The 23,499-nt window shown below is 67.0% G+C and carries 17 protein-coding genes and 5 pseudogenes; 13 read left to right on the top strand and 9 right to left on the bottom strand.

What is annotated here, in order from left to right:
- Window positions 1–446: 446 nt before the first annotated feature.
- Together IEZ09_RS39525 and IEZ09_RS39530 are read left to right on the top strand one after the other, a co-directional pair.
- Window positions 447–713 carry a hypothetical protein gene (locus tag IEZ09_RS39525; RefSeq protein ID WP_189258977.1) on the top strand — a complete coding sequence of 89 codons (267 nt, stop codon included), beginning with the start codon at window positions 447–449 and terminating at the stop codon, window positions 711–713.
- Between the two features lie 158 nt (window positions 714–871).
- A pseudogene (locus IEZ09_RS39530) lies at window positions 872–2,013 on the top strand (IS3 family transposase).
- A gap of 40 nt (window positions 2,014–2,053) precedes the next feature.
- Here the strand turns inward: IEZ09_RS39530 and IEZ09_RS48270 are convergent.
- Window positions 2,054–2,190 (bottom strand): annotated as a pseudogene (locus IEZ09_RS48270) (IS3 family transposase); the annotation flags it as partial.
- Between the two features lie 10 nt (window positions 2,191–2,200).
- Here IEZ09_RS48270 and IEZ09_RS39535 point away from each other — a divergent pair.
- Together IEZ09_RS39535 and IEZ09_RS47595 are read left to right on the top strand one after the other, a co-directional pair.
- Entirely contained in the window at window positions 2,201–2,530 is a 330-nt protein-coding gene (locus tag IEZ09_RS39535) for a heme-binding protein (protein WP_189258999.1), read from the top strand.
- Window positions 2,527–2,658 (top strand): hypothetical protein, encoded by a 132-nt coding sequence (locus IEZ09_RS47595; protein WP_268247682.1) that lies wholly within the window; start codon window positions 2,527–2,529, stop codon window positions 2,656–2,658. The genes IEZ09_RS39535 and IEZ09_RS47595 overlap by 4 nt, the downstream gene beginning before the upstream one ends.
- Window positions 2,659–2,688: 30 nt before the next feature.
- Here IEZ09_RS47595 and IEZ09_RS39540 read toward each other — a convergent pair whose 3' ends face one another.
- Window positions 2,689–3,267, bottom strand: coding sequence for a hypothetical protein (locus IEZ09_RS39540; protein WP_189258978.1), 579 nt, complete (start codon window positions 3,265–3,267; stop codon window positions 2,689–2,691).
- Between the two features lie 499 nt (window positions 3,268–3,766).
- Here IEZ09_RS39540 and IEZ09_RS39545 point away from each other — a divergent pair, with 499 nt between their 5' ends.
- Together IEZ09_RS39545 and IEZ09_RS39550 are read left to right on the top strand one after the other, a co-directional pair.
- Entirely contained in the window at window positions 3,767–5,470 is a 1,704-nt protein-coding gene (locus IEZ09_RS39545; protein ID WP_189258979.1) for a hypothetical protein, read from the top strand.
- A 595-nt stretch (window positions 5,471–6,065) separates the two neighbouring features.
- Window positions 6,066–6,659 carry a DUF2017 family protein gene (locus IEZ09_RS39550; protein ID WP_229813352.1) on the top strand — a complete coding sequence of 198 codons (594 nt, stop codon included), beginning with the start codon at window positions 6,066–6,068 and terminating at the stop codon, window positions 6,657–6,659.
- Between the two features lie 383 nt (window positions 6,660–7,042).
- Here the strand turns inward: IEZ09_RS39550 and IEZ09_RS47020 are convergent, their stop codons facing one another.
- Window positions 7,043–7,219 (bottom strand): hypothetical protein, encoded by a 177-nt coding sequence (locus tag IEZ09_RS47020; RefSeq protein ID WP_229813353.1) that lies wholly within the window; start codon window positions 7,217–7,219, stop codon window positions 7,043–7,045.
- Window positions 7,220–7,291: 72 nt separating this feature from the next.
- Window positions 7,292–7,474, bottom strand: coding sequence for a hypothetical protein (locus IEZ09_RS47025; protein WP_229813354.1), 183 nt, complete (start codon window positions 7,472–7,474; stop codon window positions 7,292–7,294).
- A 337-nt stretch (window positions 7,475–7,811) separates the two neighbouring features.
- Between IEZ09_RS47025 and IEZ09_RS47030 the strand changes: the two genes are divergently transcribed.
- Complete coding sequence (locus IEZ09_RS47030) at window positions 7,812–8,348, top strand: transposase (RefSeq protein WP_229813355.1); 537 nt, start codon at window positions 7,812–7,814, stop codon at window positions 8,346–8,348.
- Window positions 8,349–8,520: 172 nt separating this feature from the next.
- Window positions 8,521–8,782 (top strand): annotated as a pseudogene (locus IEZ09_RS47035) (IS30 family transposase); the annotation flags it as partial.
- Window positions 8,783–9,718: 936 nt separating this feature from the next.
- Here the strand turns inward: IEZ09_RS47035 and IEZ09_RS39560 are convergent.
- The gene (locus tag IEZ09_RS39560) at window positions 9,719–10,042 is read right to left on the bottom strand and encodes a hypothetical protein (protein WP_189258980.1); all 324 of its coding nucleotides are present in this window, start codon (window positions 10,040–10,042) and stop codon (window positions 9,719–9,721) included.
- Window positions 10,043–10,257: 215 nt separating this feature from the next.
- Between IEZ09_RS39560 and IEZ09_RS39565 the strand changes: the two genes are divergently transcribed.
- The 4 genes and pseudogenes from IEZ09_RS39565 to IEZ09_RS39580 form a co-directional block, all read left to right on the top strand.
- Entirely contained in the window at window positions 10,258–10,923 is a 666-nt protein-coding gene (locus tag IEZ09_RS39565) for a response regulator transcription factor (protein ID WP_189258981.1), read from the top strand.
- Complete coding sequence (locus IEZ09_RS39570) at window positions 10,920–12,098, top strand: sensor histidine kinase (RefSeq protein ID WP_189258982.1); 1,179 nt, start codon at window positions 10,920–10,922, stop codon at window positions 12,096–12,098. The genes IEZ09_RS39565 and IEZ09_RS39570 overlap by 4 nt, the downstream gene beginning before the upstream one ends.
- A 404-nt stretch (window positions 12,099–12,502) precedes the next feature.
- A pseudogene (locus tag IEZ09_RS39575) lies at window positions 12,503–13,544 on the top strand (IS481 family transposase).
- Window positions 13,545–13,553: 9 nt separating this feature from the next.
- Window positions 13,554–14,314: pseudogene (locus IEZ09_RS39580) on the top strand (helix-turn-helix domain-containing protein); the annotation flags it as partial.
- A 442-nt stretch (window positions 14,315–14,756) separates the two neighbouring features.
- On the opposite strand, the gene IEZ09_RS39585 reads toward IEZ09_RS39580, so the two are convergent.
- Window positions 14,757–15,128 (bottom strand): hypothetical protein, encoded by a 372-nt coding sequence (locus tag IEZ09_RS39585; RefSeq protein WP_189258983.1) that lies wholly within the window; start codon window positions 15,126–15,128, stop codon window positions 14,757–14,759.
- A gap of 277 nt (window positions 15,129–15,405) precedes the next feature.
- Window positions 15,406–15,906 (bottom strand): hypothetical protein, encoded by a 501-nt coding sequence (locus IEZ09_RS48275; RefSeq protein WP_440590348.1) that lies wholly within the window; start codon window positions 15,904–15,906, stop codon window positions 15,406–15,408.
- Between the two features lie 192 nt (window positions 15,907–16,098).
- Here IEZ09_RS48275 and IEZ09_RS48280 point away from each other — a divergent pair, with 192 nt between their 5' ends.
- Window positions 16,099–17,136 carry a hypothetical protein gene (locus IEZ09_RS48280; protein WP_440590349.1) on the top strand — a complete coding sequence of 346 codons (1,038 nt, stop codon included), beginning with the start codon at window positions 16,099–16,101 and terminating at the stop codon, window positions 17,134–17,136.
- 363 nt (window positions 17,137–17,499) lie between these two features.
- On the opposite strand, the gene IEZ09_RS39605 is transcribed toward IEZ09_RS48280, so the two are convergent.
- Entirely contained in the window at window positions 17,500–20,844 is a 3,345-nt protein-coding gene (locus IEZ09_RS39605) for a right-handed parallel beta-helix repeat-containing protein (protein WP_189258985.1), read from the bottom strand.
- Window positions 20,841–23,498 (bottom strand): hypothetical protein, encoded by a 2,658-nt coding sequence (locus tag IEZ09_RS39610; RefSeq protein WP_189258986.1) that lies wholly within the window; start codon window positions 23,496–23,498, stop codon window positions 20,841–20,843. The genes IEZ09_RS39605 and IEZ09_RS39610 overlap by 4 nt, the downstream gene beginning before the upstream one ends.
- Between the last annotated feature and the right edge of the window lies 1 nt (window position 23,499).

The raw sequence follows: 23,499 nt of genomic DNA on the forward strand, positions 1-23,499 counted from the left end.
AACTTGGTGCCCAGCGCGACACCGACCACGTTCGGCAATCCGAGCAGCATCTGCTCGTGTTCGGCCTGCGCCGCGGCCAGATCCCGCAAGTCCTGCTGGATCAACGCTTGCGTCAACATCGACACACCGCTTCCCTTGTCGTCTCGGGTGGATGCCGCCCGCCCGGCACGGAAATTCCCCGTCCACGCACCAGGCGGGCAGACCAGCCGAGCATCCAGCCACCCCGCCCACGCCGCCCGCCGATCAAGCCCGGTAACCCAGCCGTGACCGGGCAACACCCGAAAGACTCCCAACCTCGTCACAGCAGGCCACGACCTGTCGGCACCACAGCACACCGTCATTCCACAGGGCGCATCCGATCGCCGCCCAACGCCACCAAGGAGGATGCCGGCTGCCTGCCGGACGCCGTGTCGACCATCCCCACCGCCGGTGGCTACCGTTGGGCCGTGCCGAGATTCGCCGCGTTCGACGCGTCCGCGTTACGTCCCGCCAGCACCGCCGCACGACTGGACTGGCTCTCCCCGTCCGTGGCGTTGATCCACGTCACCGCAGACGGCCTGGTCACCCAGGCCACCACACCACCACAGAAACGCCGTCTGCTCGACGACGCCACCACCCGCGATCTCCTACTCGTCGCCTGGCGCGGCTCACGGGGCATGGAAATCCTGCTCATCGACGACCTCCGGCACGCCCGCACCGCCGTCAAGGAATAGACCCGGCCGACCTGTCCCTGGCCCCGGCGTGGTGAGGCCCGCGTCGAGGCGGCATCACTGCGAGTGCTTCCCGGCCCGCAGACAACCTTGTGGTGTGCCCTGGGTTCTCCGGAGGTAGATTCTTGGATTCTTGTGCCATTTGATCTTGAGAGGATGGCATGGGACGACGTGGGTACCCGCCGGAGTTCCGGCGGAAGGTGCTGGACCTGATCGAGGCGGGCCGCAAGGTCGCCGATGTGGCCAGGGACCTGGAGATCAGCGACCAGACGATCTACACCTGGCGACGACAGGATCGCATCGACCGTGGACTCGGGCAGGGGCTGACCAGCGGCGAGAAGGCCGAGCTGACCGCGGCGAAACGCCGGATCACTGAGCTGGAGACCGAGCTGCGGGCGACGCGCCGGGCGATCGAGCTGGTGCGAGAGGTGGTGCCCCCAAAAGGAGATTCGAGGCGGTCAAGGTGATGGCCGCCGAGGAGATCCCGGTCGAGGTTGCCTGCCGGGTGGTGGACGTGCCGGTCTCCGGCTACTACGACTGGCTGTCCCGGCCGCCCTCGGCGCGGTCAATCCGGCACGCCTGGCTGACCGATCTGATCACGGAGGTGCACCAGGCCTCCCGCGGGATCTACGGGTCCCGCCGGGTCCATGCGGAGCTCCGGCTGGGACGTGGCATCGTGGTCGGCCACGGCGCGGTGGAACTGCTGATGCGCCGCGCCGGAATCGTCGGGGTGATGGGCCGGCCGAAGTGGCGGCGGGCCAAGCCTGACCTGATCGCCGAGGATCTGGTCAATCGCGACTTCACCGCCACGGAGCCGAACCGCAAGTGGCTCACCGACATCACCGAGCATCACACCCGCGAGGGCAAGGTGTACTGCGCGGTCGTGCTCGATGTCTACTCCCGCCGCGTGGTGGGGTGGTCGATCGACTCCTCACCGACCGCGGCGTTGGTGACCAACGCGCTCGGCATGGCCATCGACAGCCGCCGTCCCGACGGGGGGACGATTATCCACTCCGATCAGGGAGTGCAATACGGATCTTGGGCGTTTACCAAGCGCGCCAAGGATTTCGGCCTCATCCCGTCCATGGGCAGCGTCGGCGACTGCTACGACAACGCGATGATGGAGTCGTTCTGGTCACGCATGCAGGTCGAGCTGCTTGACCGCCAACGCTGGCGCACCCGCATCGAGTTGGCGAACGCGATCTTCGACTACATCGAGATCTTCCACAACCGGCAACGCCGCCACAGCAGGCTCGGCATGCTGACCCCGATAGAGTACGAGAACACGTTCATCGTGGCATGAGATCCAGTAACGCGACTCCGCGAAACCCAGGGCACACCAGTCACGCAGCCTGACGGGCTGGCGTGGTCATGATTGCTTCATATTCGACGGGGTCGACCAACCGAGGGTGGCTTGGCGTCTGCAGCGGTGGTAGGTGCGTTCGGTCCAGGTGACGATCGCGGTCCGTAGTTCGTCGCGGCCCAGGCTGATGGCTGTGGGCGGTGGGCTCCCGCTGTTCGACGACGGCAAGTGCGCGGGAGGCCTCGGCATCTCCGGCGGGACCGCCCAGCAGGACGAGGACGCAGCACACGTGGTCTTGAAGGTGCAGGGATTCCCCATTTCCGATAGAAGGCCAGCTCGTGACCTCGCTGACCCTGCAGCGGCCAACGGAAGCCAGCCGAGATCCTCGGCCAGCTTCCATGACGTTCCACGTTCGTTGGCCACGTCGCGCGCACAGCCTCAGGCTCCACTGGCTGTACCGCGCATCACCTGCCGAACTTTCCTTTCCCTTCGACGGACAAGCAAGAAGGATTCATGAACGCCAAATCGATCGCCCGCGCGGCACTGGCCGCCCTGCTGGTCGGCGCGGCAGGTCTGACGGCCGCGCCTGTCCCCTTCGCAGCGTCCTCGCCCGGCCACGAAGCCGCTCATCAGCAACCACTTTGACCTCGGACACCCTGGCCTCATGTCGTCACTTCAGCACCGCGTCCACAAGACGTCGCCGACCATTAGGAGATCCCGCTGGTATGGGCACAGCTGCTCGCCCTCGAGCCGGCCACCGAGCGAGAACTTCAGGCAGGTCCGGGTGTGCAACCTCGCGCACAACCGGTGGACACCGTCGGCGAGCGTGCGTTCGGGCGTGCCTGCGGCGAAGTCGACCAGGTAGGCGGGGCCGATGGCGACGCCGGAGTGCCTGGTGACCCATCGTCCAGCCCACAGCTTGCGCGCCGGTGCCACCGTGATCGCGGTGACCACAGCCGCAGCATCCACAGCTGTGACATCCACGTCGTCTGAACCACTGGTTCGCGCAACGATCCGCATTCTCGACGCAGGCCTATCATGTGGGCGCAATGTCTCGAGTAGCGCGGCAGGCACGTTCGAAGTCGCTACGATCGGGCGCAGTGCGCCGATGTCTGCGCTGGACATCGTGGTTTTCCCGGAGGCCGCGGCGAGCATCAATTCGAATGCGACTTCAGTGAACTGTTCCCGGCTGAGCAGTGCGTAGAGCTTCGACGCGAACAACGGGTCGATGTCGGCAGACACCGACATGATCATGTGTCGCAGGACACGGGCTGGCTCCTCCTCGGCGTAGGCGGGCTTGTTGCCTGGTGTGTTCTCGACAGCTGGCACGAGCCTCCTCTAAGGATCGCATGACGGTGCCCGCCACGGCGGGGACCAACGTGGGGCAGGCTGGACCATGGCGCCGTACAAGATCGCGCATCCGCCGGAGGAGTGCAGCCATTGCCAACCAACCAGGGTCGCACGGGAAGTCATTCGGACCCTTTCGGTTCTGAACCGAACGACAAGAAGTCACTTCCAGACCGGTTCCTGCGAGCATGCTGGGCGGGACAGGTTTCCGCCTTGCGGCAGAAATCCGCGTCACCTGCTCCAATCAGGCCCGAGATGGGAGTGAATTGCCCGTCCGTTTTCCGCTCTGCGCCGCATCGCCCCCTCCCTCCGGTTTGCCGTGGGCGACACTCGACCTGGGCTTGCTCGACGTGGGAGTCAGTTGATGACAGCGACTCATCGGGATGTTCGAGGTCGTTCGGGCGACGTGTGGTTTCTCCGGCGGGTCGCCGGCGCTGCGACGGCGGCAAGTGGTGCCGACTCTCTGACCGAGAGCACTCTGACCGAGAGCACAGAGGGGGAGAAGATCCTCACCACTGGCGCGGGCACCGCTGTGGTAACGCCACTCAACGGCGCTCACGAGCTGGTGACCACGCTCGATCCGGCAGGCGTGGTGACCAGGGGTGCGTTCGGCCGTGTCGCGGGGAATGCGCAGAGCGGCGAGCAGCGGCTCGACGTGCAGCTGGCCTCCGACGACCACACCACGTTCACACTGACGCACAACGATGTCCGCATCGGTGACGCGGCCTCGGTTGCCTTCCAGGACAACCGGATCCTGGTGTGCACCGCCCTGCTCACCACCGAGCGCGACGACGCCGGTGTCCGGATCCGGCGAACCAGCGAAGACGGCCTGGCCTCGGGAGTGTTCCACGACTTCGGTAGCGGCACGGTCCGCACGGCCGTTGACGGCAAGCACCAGTTGATCGCACAGACCGCCCCGGAGGGCATGACCGTCTCCGTCGCGGACGACGTCGCGGTCCGGGTGACCCGCAACGACCGGGCGGAGGTCCGGCTCACGGCAAGCAGCACCACGTTCGCGCTCGACCCCGACACGTCCGGAATCGTCCTTGTCAGCGCAGACGGTCAGGCCGAGGTCACGCCAACGGCCGGTCTCAAGGTCACCTGCGCTCGCACCGGTTGGAAGGTGTCAGCCGACACCCACTCAGTCGCCGTCGAGCTGCCAGGTCAGCCGGGCGTAGGCCTGCGCTGGCACTCGACGACCGGCACGCTGCACGCAGCGGCGTGCGCGCACCTGACTCTGGAGGTCAGCCCGTACTGCTCGGTGGCGCGTGCGTGCGCTGACTGCGGAACGCGGCTGGACGCGCGCAGGCACGGGACAGACCTCATCCTGGCGCTGCCAAACCTCACCCTGCGGGGCTCACGCAGCGGCCTGAAGATTGAATTCGGCGACAACGTGCTCGTGATGGTGGCGAATGGACGCGTGCGGGTCAGCTGGTCCGGCAAGGACTTCGTGGTAGACCGAGGCCGCGTGCACGTCGGCGGCGGCACCGAGGACTGGTACGTCACTCCGGACGGCCGCCTCGTCACCGGCGCCAGTGTCGTGTCCACTGGAAGGACGGTCGACGGCGTGCTGGAGGTCGTGGTGCAGTCGAACGACCACGACTGGGCAGCGTCGGTATGGGCACGCGGCGCCTGCGTCGACAACGGCAATGGCCTGCGCGCGGTGCTGGACGACGCAGGAGCCGTCGTGTGCACCTCGGCCTCACGAGCGGACTCCGCCGTCATCGTGCACGACGCAGGCGGTGTCCTGGTTCGGTCAGCAGCAGTGACAGTGGAACTCGACCGCGCCGGAGCGGTCCGGCTTCGCGAGTCCGGCGTCGCAGAGCTGACCGTACACCCCAACCACGCTGACGAACAGCTGCGCTCCACCATCACCTGCGACGAGCAGTTCTCGGTGACCGTAACCCACTCCGCCGTGGACGGCTTCGCCTGGACCACCACACATCTGGACACCCAGATCAGCCACTCCGTACGTCCACCCGGCGAACTGGACGTGCTCAACTCACCCAGCGGGACCCGAATCACAGCAACAATCAGCGAGATACTAGTGATCGAGGCGAACGAACATCGCGACGATCACCCACAGGTTCCGCCCACCGGCTCAGGCTGACATCGGTTCCGGTCACGACAACATCGCATGCCGCACACGCGCGGCCGCGTCGCGAGTCGCGCGTGTGCCGCAAACCCACCGCGCCGCCTCGGCCGGTCGGGCGGCTGCAGACTTCTCGGTCGGCATCAACGCACTCATTGGTTCTGCAATCGATCTCACTGTCGAGATGATCTTCCAGGACGGTTGGCCGGTGTTCAAGGGCAAGGCGCTTGCTTGCCCCACTGCTGCCGGGAGGCCGGAGACGTCCAGCTCGTCGCGACCGTGGTCGGCGGTCCCTCGACTCGCACGACGGCGAGGACACGGCGACATGTACCGATGCGCTCGTTCCCCACGCGCGGGAACACATCACCCTCGGTGGTTGACGCGAGCACATGGCACAGGCCCGAGAACCGTGACCGGAGGCCTGATCCTCGTGGTGTCACCAGAGGAACAGGACGTTGCCAGCCGGCGCCGCGGACCGCGGCCCGGCTCCTCCTGCGGAACATGCGCTCGCGTTCGCGCAACCTCCGTAAATGTGGCCTGTGGTGCGCGCGTGCAGACCTCGCCGCTGTTTGGGGAACAACAACCGCTCGGCGGCCTGTGACCGCTCTGCTCGGTGGTCTACTCGAACAAGACGGTCGTGGAGGTGACAATGATCTGTTGGGACCGAGTGGGTGACGATCATTTCCTCGGCCTGTTCGAGGAGATGGAGATCATCAAGCTACGAAGGTACCTGCAGGGCCTGGGACGTCTGATCGAGGACCGGTGCGCCGAGCATTTCACGGTTGAGCCCGCCGCCCCGTTCGGCGCGGGGGAATTGATCGCTCCCGCGGAGAACGAGCGGCTGCGCGCCATCCTGTTCTGCCGGACGGGGACCATGTCGCCGCAGCGCGAACGCGAGGTGTTCGTTCGATCCCGCGATGCGATAGAGCAGGTGCTCGAGACGCTTCCCGCATCCGGTGGCCAGGTGAGGATCACATCGATCGGGGAGGCCATGGCGTGGTTACGTGCGTTGTCCGATCTCCGCATCGCAATGGCGCTGCCCGCCCACGCCTCTGGCGACATGGGGGATCGGTTGCGGTACACCGTTCACTGGCTCAACGACGTCGAGATGATGCTCCACGACGTGATCTCGAAGAGCCGTGAATGCGTTCCAGCCTGCCTCACCGCTGGCATCGACGAGTTCCGGCAAGGCGACTACCGAGGTTGAATTGTCGGGATTTCGCACCGCCGCTTGGGACGTGCGGACGAACAACACGCTGACTTCGGATTTGTGGACGCCGATGTGGTCGTGACACATCCAAGCACGGCCCGCACTAGCTTGAGTTTTAAGCTCTGAGCGACTGGGGCAGCACCCCGGTTGATCATGAGCGAAGCCCTTGGTTGATCATTCCTCTTGCGACAGAAAGAAGATCGAACCAAGGGCTTCAGTCGATCAGTCTGCACCATGCTCGTGGCGGTAGTGCGTCTGGGGAACTGTCGGAGTTCCGGCAGGAGTTCTACCGGTGCCTGACCCGGCGGGCGGGCGCGTTGTTCGAGCTGGCCGACGCGGTGCTGTGCGCCGACGGGCCGGTCCGCTCGATCGCGGAACTCTCACTCGCCGGTGAGCATCGCCGCGGGCACGGCAGCGGCTACGCCGCACTGGCCCAGGGCCGGGGTGTACTTCGACCGGTTACGCACCACCCTGACCGCGGTGTCGCTGCCGCGCGCGGATGGGCGGCTGGTGCTGGCGGTGGACGTCACGTGCTGGCTGCGCCCGGAAGCGCACACCTGCCCGCAGCGGATCCTGTGTCACACCTACAGCCGGGGCAAGGACCAGCACATCATGGTGCCGGGCTGGCCCTACTCCGTCGTCGCCCTGGAGAGCGGGCGGCACTCGTGGACCGCGCCACTGGACGCAGTCCGGCTCGCGCCCGGCGACGACACCGCGAGCGTGACCGCCGGCCAGATCCGCGACGTCGTGCACAGGCTGATCACCGCCGGGCACTGGACACACCAGGAGATCCCGGAGATCCTGCTCGTCACCCGGCACCGGCTACGACGGACCCCGGCTCGCGCACGTGCTCGCCGGTCTTCCGATCATCGTACTGGTGCGGATGCGGTCGGACCGGGTGCTGCGCCGCCCCGCCACCGCCGCTGCGACCCGGCCCCAGTCCGGGACGGCCAGCACGCCACGGCAGCGAGTTCGCTTTCGGTGACACCGGCACCTGGGGTGAGCCGGACATCACCATCCAGACCGCGACCCGACTCTACGGCCCGGCACTGGTCCGAGCCTGGGACCGCCTGCACCCAAGCGCACCTCCCGCACCGCCTGGGCCGCTCACACCGGGGAACTACCCATCCTGGAAGGCACCGTGATCCTTTGCAGGTCGAGCGTCTGCCCTCGGGCGCGATCCCGAAACCCGTCTGGCTCTGGCACTCCCGCACCAGCCTCACCCAGACCGAGGTCGATCTGGCCTGGCAGGCGTTCCTGCGCCGCTTCGACATCGAGCACACCTTCCGCATGCTCAAACAAACCCTCGGCTGGACCACCCCGAAACTGCGCTCACCCGACGCCGCCGACCGCTGGACCTGGCTTCTTCTTGCCACCTACACCCAGCTCCACCTGGTCCGCAATCTCTCCGTCGATCTGCGCCGCCCCTGGGAGAAACCCCGGCCAGCCCAGCGACTGAGCCCGTCCCGGATCCGCCGGGGGTTTCGCAACCTGCGTCCACAACTGACCTGTCCCGCCCGTGTCCCGAAACCCTCACGCCCCGGCCCAGGACGCCCCGCGGGACAGCCCAACCACCAGCCCGCAACACGCCACGACGTCCACACCGTCACCAGCACAGACAAGCAGAAACCCGAACACGGCAAGAAAACCAAGCCAAGCAACCCTCGACCCCGCCGAACAGGTTAAAACTCAAGCTAGTTGATCTCTATGAAGGGAACGGAGTCCAGCGCCCCCGTCGCCGCGTCGCCAAGGCTCGAAAAGCTGCTGTCACGTCGCGTGCGCCAGACAATGTTGCTGGCCATGTTGTCGCGGACATGTCCTCGATCTGCGGCGTCGATGTGCTGTGTGCGCCAGGTAGGAAATGGGACGCCACCACGAGTTCAGCGTCGCGACCGGCATGCCTGTCTACTTCTGCACCCCCACAGCCCTGGCAACGCAGCTCCAACGAGAACACCAACGGCCTGCTGCGCTAGTACGTCCCGAAAGGCAGCGACTTGTCCGTTCACACCGCCGATGAACTGGCCGCCGTCGCGACCCAGCTCAACCGCCGCCCACGCAAAACGCTCGGCTGGGACACCCCAGCCGACCACTTGGCTAAGCTCCTGATCGAAGCCGGTTGATCACGCGTGTTGCAACGACCGGCGAATTCGCTCAGGCCGGTGAGGGCCCTTTTGGGGCCGGCCCGTTGCCCCTTCCGACATTTTGACTGGCTCCGCGCAGCCGCACGTGTTACTGGTGAACAGTCGTTTCAACTAAGGGGACAGCTGTCCGAGCAGGGCCGCGGAACCAGTGCTCGACGGACTGTCCGAATACGGCTGCCCGACCACGGAAGGGGAAGCGGCTGATGACTGTCCGGGAAGCGCCTCTCGTGTTCGTGGCCGGTGCGGCCGCCACCGTCCTGGCCGTCGCACCGGCGTCGGCCGCACAGGCATGCGCAATCCGCATCAAACGGGCTGAGGGCGCACCCGATGTGGAGGCGCCACGCGGGACCGGTTGCGCCTCGATCGACGTTGCCGTCGATTACACTCAGCCAGGTAGTCCTGAGCAGCGTCGTGGACCTGAAGTTGCCTGGCTAACAGGCGGGATTCCAGAAGAATCCGGCCCTGCAGCGGCGCACCGGACAGGTCTTCGCGTGGCCACGGGGGCACGGCTCCGAGTACCACCTGGACACCAGTGGCGATCAGGTCAGCCGTACCGGGGAGAGTGTCCGGGACATTCTCACCGCACATCCCGCTGGACACCGTGTGCCGTGCCGAACTGGGCAACATGCTCGCCTCGGCCATGTACCCGACGCTTCCTCGCCTGCACCGGCCAACGCTGTCACGCGCTTCCGCGGAGCCCGGCTCCTGGAGAAGTCCGAACGAACCGGATTTCATCGAAAATCGCTTTCAGCGTGTACCGCTGTGTCGTGCAGGATCATGGAGCCGGCAGTGGCAGCCTCCGGACACTCTGGTCCCGCAGGACGACAGTGTCGACTGTGCCAAGGTCTCCGGTATGGCGCGGGGACCGCCGGCCGTCGGCACGCCCGGCGGTCCCCGCGGAGTTCGTCCAGCGGGTTACTTGGCCTGACCGATCGGCTTCGCCGGCACCGTCGGGGTCCCCGGCTCGAGTGGCTGAGCAGGCTGGCACTCCAACCGGTTCGCCGGGACGCTGGGGGCGCCGACCGGTGCCGGCGTGGACGGCTGCTCCTGGATCGGGAGCGCCGGCACGAAGGGCACGCCGGGGTCCAACGGCTTGGCGGGCTGGCACTGGATCGGCGTGGCCGGGTTGCCGCCGTCAGCCGGTGTCACCACGGTGCCGGCGAATGCCGAACCGCCGGTGCCGAGCATGATGGCCAGGCCCGCGACAGCGACGATGCCACGTCGCAAGAATGAAGACATCGGAGATTCCCTTCGGTTTGGGTGCGACGACGTCCGGCGGAGTATTCCTCCAGGACGATCGCGGCGACGGGCCGCGACGTGTTCCAGTAAGCCAAACCGGTGTTATGACCGACATCTGGTGATCACCATATGGTGACCATAGATTCCTGAGTGGGCAATGCTGGTGCGCGAATACGGGCTGCGCACGCGGCCGGCTCGGATTAGGAGGGCGGAAGGTGCGGGTACTGGTCGTGGAGGATGAAGTGTTCCTCGCCGAAGCGTTGCAGTCCGGGCTTCGCAGGGAAGGCATGGCCGTCGACATCGCCCACGACGGCTCCACCGCGCTGGAAAATGTGGCGGTCAACGAATACGACGTGCTGGTGCTGGACCGCGATCTTCCCGGTGTGCACGGGGACGAGGTCTGCCGTCGAACCGCTTCCACCCGGCCGGAGTGCCGGATCCTCATGCTGACCGCGGCGGGCCGATCGGCCGACAAGGTCGATGGACTGCGTATCGGCGCCGACGACTATCTTGTCAAACCGTTCGACTTCCCCGAACTCGTCGCCCGGCTGCACGCCTTGCGGAGACGCGCCACCACGGCGCATCCGCCGGTGCTGACCTATGCAGACCTCTGGCTTGACCCCGCGCGTCGCGACGCTCGCCGGGCCGACCGCTCCCTGCGCCTGACCCGCAAGGAGTTCGCTGTCCTGGAACTGCTCATGCGGGCGGACGGGGCGGTGCTGAGCGCCGAACACTTGCTGGAGAAGGCTTGGGACGCCCACGCCGATCCCTTCACCAACGCCGTACGCATCACCGTCTCCACGCTGCGGCGCAAACTCGGTGATCCGCCGATCCTGCACACCGCCACCGGAGTCGGCTATTACCTCGACGTCACCCCATGAGCGTCCACGCCACGCTCCGCCGCAGCAGGCTGTCCATCCGGCTGCGGCTCACTCTGCTCTACGGCGGCCTGGTGTTGGCCTGCGGCGTCGCGTTGCTGGCCACTGTGTACTTCCTGATGCGGTACATCCCGAACTACGCTCCAACGCGGCACCTCACCGGGGAGGGCATCGCGGCGGTCCCGGCCACAGCGGCTCCTCCCGGTGCCATCATCGGCAAGGAGGACGTCCTGGGAACGCTGGTGCGCGTGTCCGGAGCGGCGTTGATCGGGCTCGCGCTGGTCGCGGTCCTGCTCGGCTGGATCATCGCCGGGCGTATGCTTGCCCCTGTCCACCGCATCACCCGCACCGCGCGGACGGTCGCCGGGCACACCCTCGATGAACGAATCCGTCTCGACGGCGCCCAGGACGAGTTCACCGAACTCGCCGACACGATCGACATGATGCTGGACCGGCTACACACGAGTTTCCAAGCCCAGCAACGTTTCGCCGCCAACGCTTCCCATGAGTTGCGCACCCCGCTGACGACCATGCGCACCATGTTGCAGGTCGCCGCCGCTCATCCGCACGACCACGACCTTGCCACCCTTGCCCCCAAACTGCTGGCCACCAACGAACGCAGCATCGCGACGGTGGAGTCCTTGCTCGCCCTCTCCAGGGCAGACCACGGTATGACCGAGACGTCACCGGTCGACCTCGCACTGCTCGCCGAGCACGCCTTGGACGAGGTCCGGGAAGAAGCCGCCACGAACCGGGTCGAGGTGTGTGGCGAGACACAGCCGGTCCAGGTGGACGGTGACAAGGACCTGCTCCACCACCTGCTGATCAACCTGCTGCACAACGCCGTCCGGCACAACCACCCCGGCGGCGCTGTCCGGGTGACCGTCGTGCCGCGAGGGGACACCGCGGAGATCACCGTCGCCAACACCGGCGAGGTCATAACCGCGGAGGACGCTGACCGACTGTTCGAGCCGTTTTACCGCCGGCGCACCCGTACCCGCGCGAATGGACAGGGCCTCGGCCTCACCCTCGTCCGCGCCATCGCGCACGCCCACTACGGGAGTGCCACCGCAACGCCCCGTCCCGGCGGCGGACTCATACTGACCGTCGTCCTTCCAGTCCGCGTGCACCTCCTGTCCACTGTGGACAAGAAGAATGTCCATGAACTGAACGAATGAGAACCGCCCGCCTCCAGGTACTGACCACAAATCAGACGGCCGCTAAACCCGTGGTGGGCTCACAACCAGACACTGCTGCGCAGAACCGCCCCAGGGAAGCGGTGGATCGCAGAGGGCGGGACTCCTGCGTGCGCCCAGTCGCGGCAAGCTCGACGAGCGGTGGTCTCCGCCGCAGTTCTCGCGGCACCTCACCTGCCCGGCCACATGTCCGCCGACGGCCCAGCAATCAGTTCGTACGTTGAGCGCCCCGGTGCCCGGATTCCACCGGTGCCTACTCGGCTAGCTGTACTGCCCAGCAAGGTTGCGAACGGTCCGACACGTGATCGGATGATCTTGGAATGAGGGAGGGCCTCCGGGTTCGGTGTGGATTGCGACATCTGCACCGGCTAGCCAGGAGGCCCTCGATTACTCACGCTAACGCACCGCTGTCCGAGCTGGGCCGGCTGCGCCTGGCCCGCTGTGTCGTCGACGACGGCTGGCCGCTGCGGCGCGCCGCGGAACGGTTCCAGGTCTCGGTCAGCACCGCGAAACCCTGGGCGGACCGCTACCGCGAGCACGGCGTCGCGGGCATGACCGACCGGTCCTCACGTCCGTTGTCCAGCCCGCGCCGGACCCCGACCCGGACCAGGCGGCGGATCATCAAGATCCGCCTGGCGCGGCGATGGGGACCGGCACGCATCGCCTACCTGCTGGTGCCGGTGCCCTCGACCGTGCACCGGATCCTGGTCCGCTACGGCCTGGCCCGGCTATCCCACGTGGACCGCGCGACCGGGCAGCCGGTGCGCCGCTACGAGCGCGCCGCACCGGGCGAGCTCGTGCACGTCGACATCAAGAAGCTGGGCAACATTCCCGACGGCGGTGGCCACAAGGTCCACGGCAGGCAAGCAGGCCTGCGCAACAGTTCCGCACATCGCGCCCCGAGCCGGCCACGCAAGAAAGGCGGTCGCGCGAATCTCGGCCACAGCTACCTGCACAACGCCGTGGACGACCACTCCCGCCTGGCCTACACCGAGATCCTGCCGGACGAGACCAAGGAATCCGCCGCCGCGTTCTGGCAACGAGCACAGACCTTCTTCCACACCAACGGAATCACCGTCGAGCGGGTGCTCACCGACAACGGGTCGTGCTACCGATCCCGGCTCTGGCGCGACACCCTGGCCGACGCGGGCATCGTCCACAAACGCACCCGCCCCTACCGGCCCCAGACCAACGGCAAAGTGGAGCGGTTCAACCGCACCCTGCTCGACGAGTGGGCCTACGCCCGCCCCTACCGCACCGAGACCGAACGCCGCGAGGCGTTCCGCCGATGGCTCCACACCTAACAATCACCACCGCGGTCACACCGCACTCAAAGGCCAGCCACCCGCCAGCCGCGTTCCGAACCCCTCAGATCAGTACAGTGTTCTAAAACTGACTGAGGTTGTTGACGGTCTGGGTTTCCAGTGACCAGGAGACCTGGCCGTCCTGCGCCACGCCGAGGAGGTCAGCGGCAACGTTGCCGCGGCCTGCCGCTACTACGGCATCAGCCGCAATGTGTTCTACCGGTGGAAGCGCCGTTCGAGGACGAGGGATTAGAGGGTCTCAAAGACCGCCCCAGCGCCCCGCACCACAGTCCGGCGACGACCCACCCGGAGGTGGTATGGCGCATTCTCAAGCGGCTGAGCCTCAACCGGCTACCCACATCCGAGCGCTACAAGAGCCGCCAGAAACGCTGGAAGCGCTACGAGAAGCAGCATCCAGGCCACCACGTGCAGATCGACGTCAAGTTCATCGAACCGATCACCACCGCCGCGGGCCCACGCAAGCACGACTACCAGTACACCGCGATCGATGACTGCACCCGGCTGCGGATCCTGCGGATCTACCCGCGATCAGACCAGACCGCGATCCAGTTCCTGGACTACGTGCTGTCGCGGCTGCCGTTCCAGATCGAGAAGATCCAGACCGCCAACGGGGCGGAGTTCCAGACCCAGTTCCACTGCCGCGTCCTGGACCAGGGTATCGGGCACATCTACATCCGCCCCGCCACACCGCGGCTCAACGGCAAGGTCGAGCGCAGCCACCGCATCGACGCCGAGGAGTTCTACCGCCGGCTCGACGGCGTGGTGATCGACGACGCCGGAGTCTTCAACGACAAACTCAAAGAGTGGGAGGACTACTACAACTACCACCGGCCCCACGGCGGCCAGACACCCTATGAGAGGCCGCTGCAGAAGACCCAAGTCCAGCCTGTCACCAGCCAGCGTCAGTTGGACAACGGTCGCTGGAAACGAAGGATTACATCACCGGATGTCGCACAATTTACGCTAAAGCCTGACAGGAGGGCTGTATCAGCGTCTCCTGCGACCTAGCGGTGTCCGGCTGATCAGCGAGCCTGCCGCCGATACCGCAGCCGTGTCAGCGTTTTCCAGGTGTTCGGCGGTAAGACGGCCATCCTTACGCCAAGCGCTTCTCACCCAACAACAGGGAACGACATGCCAATGTTGAACACCGAACCGTCCAACCTGCTGTCCGCGTTCCGTATCCTGCGGCTAATCGGAACTTGCGTTCCAGAATCGTCGAGGATGAGATCCGTTCATCGATCGCCAGCCCACTGCGGTCACGTTGCTGGGGGATTCCGGCAGTCCCGCGGCGACATCACCGCGGGACGTTCCGGAATCAGCAGCGGGCGGGAACCGCAACCCAGTTGGCGCTGGAGCTGCCATAGGTCCCCACAAAGCCGCCAATCGCTCCGCAGAAGGTGGCTCCCCGAAGCCAGACCTTGTGGGGGAAGAAGCCGTAGATGTTGATCGGCTCGTTGACCCGGCCATAGCCGATCCAGGTGGATTGGCAAGACCCCGGCGAGACGATCCACGTAGAAAAACCGCCGCGGTTGGGGAATTCCACTTGGGTTGCGTAGTTCCCGTACGAGCAGACGTCGATCATGCCCGCGCTTGCCGCCGACGCCGGAGCCGCGCCGATCAACGCGGCGGCCGCCGCCACGGCGACGGCAACGCTCGCGCGCTTGACGACGTTCGCAGAGTGCTTCATGGTGCATCCGTTTCGTTGTCGTTGTTTCCAGGCCAAGATGACAGCTCTCGGAAATGACGCTGTGAGGCTAGCTGGCCCGATAGCCGGCGGCAAGGATTGACGCGCTAATGAAGTACACCTTGCCCGAATGACCACATTTCATTCCCCAAGAGGGCAGGCGTCTAAGTTGGCTGACACACGCGCCCGACCGTGACATGCCTGGGCAACACTTGCAAAAGGCGCAGCAACTCGTCCTGGCCGAGCACGGTACCGGTCGGGTTGTTGGGATTCCAGACGATCAGAAGGCGGCCCGCTCCGTCACGATGGCCGCCATCGCGTCGATGTTGTGGCGGTGACTGGCCAACCTCACGTACACCGGAGTTGCGCCCGCGTTCTCCTTCATTGCGGGGTAGGCCTCGAACGGCGGCCAAGCAAACACCACCTCGTCGCCGTGCCCTGCCAGCACACATGCAACACCAGGCCCGGATTCCTTGAGCATTCCACGAAGCCGGACGGCGTGGCTTGATCGCTCGGGTCGATGTTCACGAATTTTGACGTCGGGGTTTCCTGCGGTGGGAGCATGGTTGCTTCGCTGTGCCGAGAAGCCGCTCGTGCCGTCGAGGTCGAGGGTGGAGCTGTACGCCGCGATCCGCCGGGACTCTCGTGCCGGGGTGTCGGGGCGTGAGATCGAGCGCCGGTACAAGGTGGGCTGGCGGACGGTGAAGCAGGCGTTGTCCTCGGCGTGGCCGGAGGAACGCAAGATCCATCCGCCGCGTGGTTCGAAGGTGGATCCGTTCAAGCCGGCGATCGACGTGATGCTGCGGGAGGATCTGCGGGCGCCGCGCGAGCAGCGGCACACGGTGAAGCGGATCTTCGACCGTTTGATCGACGAGCACGGTATGACCGACGTGTCCTACGGTACGTGCGTATGTCGCGGAGCGGAAACCGCAGATCAGTGCGGGCACGGGCCGAGTGTTGGAGGGACGTGTTCGTGCCGCAGACGCATCGTCCGCGGATGGAGGCCGAGGTCGACTTCGGCGAGGTGACGGTGCCGTTGCGCGGTGAGCAGGTGGTGTTCTTCTTGTTCTGCCTGCGGATGTCGTTCTCCGCCAGGGCGGTGCACCGGGTGTTCGCCTCGGGTGGTCAGGAGGCCTTCTTCGAGGGACACGAGCACGCGACGGCGCTGGAACCGGCGCGAGCGGCGGGCGGTTTCAGGCCGGTTCACGACGCCTGGTGGTCGGCGGCCCGCAGGGCACACGGCGACCGTCATGGCACTCGCGCGCTGATCGAGGTGTTGTTGCTGTACAGGCATCTCAGCCAGGACCATGTCGTTGCTGGACTCGCTGCGGCACCGCAGGCCGGCGCGGTCACTGCGGAAGCGGTCGCGCTGGAGGCCCGCAGGTCCGCGGAGACCGACCATCCCGAACCCCCTGCCGCTCCTGGCGATTCCGCGCGGCTGGCCAGGGTCGCGTCGCTGACGGAACGGAGACTGACCCGTCTTGCGGCGGACAGCAGGCCGCTGCCCGATGTTGCCGTCTACGACGATCTTCTTCCCAGCCGCCGTCGCCCAAGGCGAAGGAGGGGTCGGACCGTGACCACGAAACGTCATCGGGGCCTGACCGACCGAACCGCCGCTGACGCTGCCATCGACCAGGCGAAGATGCGGGTCGAGCGCTACCGCTTCCGTGGAGCGCAGATCAGCACACCCTACAACGTCGACGAGGTCCACCCCGACGGAGCTCGCTTCCGCCGGACCAGCCACGACGACATGGCCTTCGCCGACAGGTCAGCGAACACCTCGCCTGACCCGTCGCGGATCACGTGGACAGCCGGATGCTCAGCCAACGGGCACGTCCGGTTCGGCGGGCGGAGACGGAAACCCGACACCCGAAAGGGTGCACGGCGTCCGTCTCCGACCCAACCCATGGAACTCGACCGCCACGGCGCCGGACTGCTGTTCCAAGTCCCGATCGAGCGGGAGGAGAAGGCCTCGGTCGCGACCACGTCCACCGAGTCGTTCGCCGGCTGAACCAAGACCTTCACCGACCCCAGCCTCTGCGCCGCCATCGTCGACCGGCTCACCTTCAGCGGCAACATCATCGACACCGGCACCGACTCCTGCCGCCTAGCCCAGACCCGCGCCCGCACCCGACGACACCGGCAAGTGACGCCAACATTCACGAACAACGACCATGGTTCCGCGCGCCGACCGACGTCAGGATCCGCGGGCAACCGACGTCAGCTTTCACAGCCGAAACCAACGAACCACTCCCCGAGAGCCGGAACTGGATTCCCAGTCCAGCTTCCGGGAGCAGTTCACCACGCCGGACGGATGGAGGTTCCCTTCATGAAGATCAACGCTCGCGGAGATGCCAAGGGTGAACCGGCCGACTCACCCGACTGAAGCCAGCCCTTCTTCCAAGGACATCGACGGCAGCTCCGCACGGGCAACCAGGTTCAGGTCGGCGGATGTCAGCGTGCGGGAGGCCGCCGTGGTCGCGAGCTGTTGCGCCAGCCGGTGCGCGTCGTACGCCGTGCGCCTGCCGCTGCCCGACAACAGGTCGCGCAACGCGTGCGCCAGGTCCTCAGGCACCTTGTGACCACAGCGCGCCAGATAACGCACCGCGATCGTGGTCAGCTGGTCGACGTCGTACTCGCCGAAGTCCCACCGCTGCGCGAAACACTCGCCCAGCGAAACGAACTCGGACAGACCAGCCAGTGAAGCGGGCTCCCCGCTCAGGAGCACGACCGGCCCGGCGGGATGACGGCGGATGCAGTCGGCGACCGTCTCGACGACCTCGGCCCGGCGTTCCACCAGGTCGGACGTCCACTCGCCGTCCGCGGTCAGCAGCAGCACGCCACCGGCCGCCTCCTCGAACGCCGTCGCGACGAGGCTCACCGCCTGCCCTGGCCAGCGCGGGCAGAGGTCACCGCCCAGCGACAGCGAGACCACGTGGCCGCTGCTGATCAGCCTGAGCTCGGTCAGGCTCTGCGCGTAGAGCGCCGCGACCGCACGACGTCCGGTCCCCCGTCCGCCGCACAGCACTGCGTTCGCGCGCCGCCCAAGTCCCTTGTTGCGCGCCTTGAGCTCGCAGAGCTGAACCAGTGTCTGACCCGCTGCCTGGCGTACGTCGTCGAGACCGGTCAGCGCCTCGAGCCGCTGCCAGCCGAGCGTGTTGCTCACCGCGGCGACCGGGTCCGTGGTCGCGTTCGGCGGCTCGGAGCGCAGTGTGCCCTCGCCGAGCGCTGTCAACTCGCTTGCCAGGTCCTGTGCGGTGAGCCTGCTCAGTTCGGTGTCCTTGGCCGGCGGTTGCGCCGCCAGGCGGGATGCCTGGTTGCTCACCATCGCCTCGAACAGCTTGCGTGCCACGCGGCCGTTGCCGAACGTCGCGTTCTTCGGCACGCGCTCGAAGTAGTCGGTCAGCGCCTCCACCGCGTCGTCGGTGAGCTCGTAGTAGTGCTTGCCGCAGAGGTTGGCCGTGATGGTGACCAGTTCGTCGACGCTGTAGTTGGGGAACTCGATGGTCCTGGAGAAGCGCGACGCCAGGCCGGGGTTCGAAGCGAGGAACTGCTCCATCAGCTCCGAGTACCCCGCCACGATCACCACGATCTCGTCGCGATGGTCTTCCATCATCTTCATCAGAGTGTCAATGGCCTCCTGACCGAAGTCCGGGCCACTTCCGCCGGACTGGCTGGACAAGGTGTAGGCCTCGTCGATGAAGAGAACGCCACCCATCGCCTTGTTGACCACTTCGGCGGTCTTGATCGCCGTCGCGCCGATGTACTGGGCGACCAGGTCGGCCCGAGCGACCTCGACCATGTGTCCGCGCGACAGGATGCCCAGTTCCGCGAGCACGGATCCGTAGAGCCGGGCGACGGTCGTCTTCCCGGTACCGGGAGGCCCCGCGAACACCAGGTGACGGCTCATCGGCGGCATCGGCAGCCCCATGTTCTGCCGACGCTGGGACATCTTGATCAGGTTGATGAGACTGAGCACCTCGTGCTTGACGCCGTCCAGGCCGATCAGGCCGTCGAGCTCGGCGAGCGGGCCTTCGAGTACACCGCCCATCACGCCGCCGATCGACTGCGGCTGCTGGTCGTCTCCGGACCGGTCGGAGTGCTCGATGTGGACGGACGGCGCGGACCGGACGGCGGTCTCCGCCGAGCGTGCGGAACGCTCCTCACCGGTGATGACGCCGGTGACGGACAACCGCTCGTGGTCGACGGCACGCCGCACCGGGCTGCCGCCGCTGCCGGTGATCGTGCAGTCGCTGACGGACACGGACTCCTCGGTGTCCAGCAGAACACCGTCTCCCGCGCTGCCCGTGATCTCACAGCCGTGCACCTCGCCGCGGGATCCGCTGATCAGGTGCAGGCCGTGCCGCCGGGCAGAGCGGACCCGGCACCTGCTCACGTTCAGCACGCCGCCCGCACCGGCGCTGATGCCGTCCTCGGAAGCACCGACGATCTCACTGTCCTGAATGGACAGAGTCCCGTCGTCGACGCGCAGGCCGCCTCCGCGCACCAATGCAGAGGCGAACTGACCACGCGACCCTCCTGTCACGGTGACCACGTGCGCGGCCGTTCCAGTGAGGCGCAGATCGGTCACGTCAGCGCGCGAGTCCTCCCCGAGCGACAGGCCTGTGGAGTCACCGGCCTCGATCTGCGCATCCACCAGAGTCAGCCGCGACCTGTCCTTCACACCGATGGCAGGGCCGGACGCCGGCACGACCCGCACGCCTCTCAGCTCCACCACCGACTCCGCGTCGATCAGTACCGCACCCTGTGCCGTGGTTTCGACGGCGAGCCCGCTGAAGACGGGCCGTGAGGCCGCGTCCACGACCACTCCGACCGGACTGTCACCGATGCGGCAGTCCTCGAAGCGGGGTGCCGACCCACCGGTGACGTAGACGGCGTTCTGCCCCACCGACGTGAACCGGCAGCCACGCAGAACGGGCGACGCGCCGCCCGCGATGTGCGCGGACTGCATGCCCGCCCCGGTGAACTCGGAGTCCGAGACCAGCACCTCACCGGAGCTGCGCACGTAGAGGTCGAGGCTCACGCTCTGGCTGATCACGACGTCGCGGATGTCGGCGTTCGCCTCCTGCTCGACGACCAGCGCGGGCTTCGCGGCCTCGACGATCTCGCAGTGCTCCACGACGACCCGCGCGCTGCCGTTGACGCAGATGCCGTTGCCGCCCGCTTTGCGCACGACAACCCGGCGAAGTACCAGCGTGCTGTTCTCCGTCGCCACCACTCCCGATGACGCGGAGCCGACCACCTCGGTGTTCTCCACCATGCTCGGCAGGTTCGACGTGACCACGATGCCCGCGCCACCGGTGCTGGTCACCCGGCAGCCGCGCAGCACCACACAACCCCTGCCGCGCGCGAGCACCGCCCATGACGTCGCAGAGACCTGGCAGTCGTCCAGCGCGACCTCGCCGGCACGGATGTCCAGCGCCGGCTGTTCGGCGTCGGCAGAGCGGAGCACCAGACCGGAGAACTGGGCGGCCTCCGCAGCCACGACGGCGACGCTGCCCGTGCGCGCGACCACCTCGACCGTGCCTGGTCCGTCCTCGGCGGTGATCGTGACCATCCGGTCCACCACGAGGTTCTCCTCGTAGCGCCCGGACAACACGCTGATCGTGGCTCCGTCGCGCGCCTCACGCAGCGCGGCACTGATCGTGGGGTACGAACCCGGCCTGTCGGCGGCCACCACCAGAAGCTGTCGGTTCATCGAGACTCCTCTTGCCTGGTGCGAACCAGACCCGGCAGCTGGCCGAAGCGGTCGACGGCGGATTCGGGCACCCGCGCCTCCAGCTTCCCGGACTCCCAGGTCTGCAAGCTCCGGCGCAGCGAGTTGACCGCCAGCTCGTCGAGCGACGCCCGATTCGTGTCGACTTTGCCGGTCGAGTCGATCTCGCCGGCCGCGAGCTCACGCAGCAGCACGTACCCACGCCCGCCGTCGACGGGCTCCCTCAGGTCCAGCACCTTGAAGCTGGTTCCCGGGACGAACAGCACGCGGTCATCGACCGGCCCCTGTTCGGGTTCGAGCAGCTTGGTGCGACGCGCCGTCATCGACCACACGAGCACGTCGACTTCGTGGCGGGCCCTCTGCCGGGAGCACGGCGCGACCAGTGCGTTGACGAAGCCCCATTCCGTGAGGAGCTTGCGGTTGCGGTAGAGCTCCCACTCCTGTCCGGTCATCGAGGTGGAGAACACCGTCGCGCCGCGGTGCGACGGCAACCTGCTGAGTCCGGAGACCACGCAGCGAGCGAACGGCACATGTGGTCCGACTGTCCCCTTCCGCAGCTGAAGATCTAGCCCGTCACCGGACGAGGACAGGTAGAGCCGGATCGCCACCGCGTCGCTCAGCACGGCGCCGGAGCGCTCCAACGCGCCCTGGAAGCCGGGGTGTTCGGACAGCACACGACTCACGGAGTTCGCCACAGCCGCGTACTCCCGGCTGAGCGCGCGGCGCAGCCAGGCGCGTTCCTCGTCCAGCCCGCGCTTGGGAACGAGCCCGGCGGCAGCGGGCTGCGGAGTCGGCTGCACGAGTGTGACGAACCTCGTGTGCGTCGGCTCGGCGCCAGGTTCCGCCAACGCGGTGGCCGTCTCCTGGCCCACGGGCTCGGCGACAGGTACCTCGTCCGCCGATGACGTCGGCACCGACGACACAGACACCGATGGCGCGGAAACCGGTGAGCCGGGCACGGGTGACGCGGGCACGGGTGACGATGGCGCGTCCGCCGAGATCAATGCAGGTGCTGTGACGGGCAGGTCGACGACGGCGACATCGGCAGGGGGAAGTTCAAGCGATGGCCCAGCCGTGGAGCCGGCGCGCTGCGGTGAGGGCTCGGCCACGAGTCCGATGGGCGAGGACGGGGCGTCGGCGTCCAACGACGACAACGCCGGCGCGGGAGGCGAAGAGCTCATCGGGTTGCCCGTCTCGATCTGCGGCCGGTCGAACCGGACGGTCGCCTCGTTCGGCGCCGCAGGAACCTCGACCGGCGGCGACGAACTCATGTCCACTTCGGACAATGCGGATTCCGCCCGCGGAGCCGAGAACGTGACCACGGACGACACGTCGATCGTGCTCATCGCCTTGCCGGGAACCTCGATCCGGTTCCGCACGACGGACTCGGCAGGAGCCAGCGCGGTGACGTGGCGGGTCCACGACGGCAGCCTGCCGATCACGTCCTCCGCGAGCACCCTCAACCGAGCCGCCATCTCCTCGGTGTCGTGCTCGAACACCACCAGGTGCCGGCCACCGTCCGGCTCGACCGAGCGGATCGCCGCCGCATGGGGCGCCTCCTGCTGGCCGCGCAACCACAGACCTGCCTGCACGACCTCCAGCACCACGTCCTGTGTGTACTGGTACACAGCGGGTGCGATCTCGTCGACACCGACAACCGGCGGACGGTGCTTGACCAGCGCCGGAGGCCCGACCGGCGCACCGGCTTCGGACGGCGAGTAGATCACCTCCTCCGCGAACGCCTGCCAGCCGGGCTCGCCGTTGGCCTGCAGGGCGTGCACGGTGGGCTCGGTACGCGACCCGAGAGGGATGCCCGTGTAACAGGTGACCGGATGTTCCAGCGCGTCGGCGAGGACCTGGCCGTAGGGCACGTTGCCTGGCAACGTCATCGGGCCGAACTTCATCAGGCGCAGCGTCGGGCGCGCCTCCGGGGGGATCCAGCTGAAGAACCTGGTGATGTCGTAGAGGGTGATGGGTGGTGCGCCGGGGCATCCCAGCACGATGGTGCACACTTCGGGCTGGCACGGCAACGTGTTGATCAACCGGTTGCGTTGGTCGCGCAGCACGCTTTCCGGTCCACGTGGGCGCAACCACACACCTCCCGGCAGCGGCTCGGCGACACCGCTCGCGCTGGTGGGCATGACCTCGACGAACGAGGACGACACGTTCTCCCAAACAGGCCGCGGAAAACGCTTCCCGTCCAGTCGCGGCTGCTTGCCCGGCTGGAAACGCACCCACCCGGTACCCCACCCGGCGTCGACGAACAGCGAGCCGCCGACACCCGGCATCACCTGGCCGTCAGGAGCGATCACAGTGCGGCCGAGCCGTTCGGAGAGCCACTGCCCGGCGAGCACGGTCATCTCGCGGGAGCGGCCGCCGAGCACGAGCCGCACGCCACGCCGCTTCCGTGGCAACAGCTTCGCTGTCGACTCCCACACGGAGAACGAACTCGCCGAGGGGAGATCGACCACCACGAGCTCATGGTCGGGATCCGGCGCCAGACTCAACGCCAGGTCGCGGATCTCCTCGCGCAGGACGCTGCGCGGGTGCACCACGAGCGCGTTGCCGATCATGTGGCCGATCATTTCCCGGTCACCACCGCGACGCTCACGATGGTTGTTGGTCAACAGGTTCATT

It is taken from the genome of Lentzea flava, from assembly GCF_014648475.1.
Taxonomy (GTDB): Bacteria; Actinomycetota; Actinomycetes; order Mycobacteriales; family Pseudonocardiaceae; genus Lentzea; species Lentzea flava.

Coding starts and splice junctions, on each gene's coding strand:
- IEZ09_RS39535 (WP_189258999.1), top strand. CDS start 2,201: ATGGCTGTGGGCGGTGGGCTCCCGCTGTTCGACGACGGCAAGTGCGCG.
- IEZ09_RS47595 (WP_268247682.1), top strand. CDS start 2,527: ATGAACGCCAAATCGATCGCCCGCGCGGCACTGGCCGCCCTGCTGGTC.
- IEZ09_RS39540 (WP_189258978.1), bottom strand. CDS start 3,267: ATGATCATGTCGGTGTCTGCCGACATCGACCCGTTGTTCGCGTCGAAG.
- IEZ09_RS39560 (WP_189258980.1), bottom strand. CDS start 10,042: ATGTCTTCATTCTTGCGACGTGGCATCGTCGCTGTCGCGGGCCTGGCC.
- IEZ09_RS39570 (WP_189258982.1), top strand. CDS start 10,920: ATGAGCGTCCACGCCACGCTCCGCCGCAGCAGGCTGTCCATCCGGCTG.
- IEZ09_RS39585 (WP_189258983.1), bottom strand. CDS start 15,128: ATGAAGCACTCTGCGAACGTCGTCAAGCGCGCGAGCGTTGCCGTCGCC.
- IEZ09_RS39605 (WP_189258985.1), bottom strand. CDS start 20,844: ATGAACCGACAGCTTCTGGTGGTGGCCGCCGACAGGCCGGGTTCGTAC.
- IEZ09_RS39610 (WP_189258986.1), bottom strand. CDS start 23,498: ATGAACCTGTTGACCAACAACCATCGTGAGCGTCGCGGTGGTGACCGG.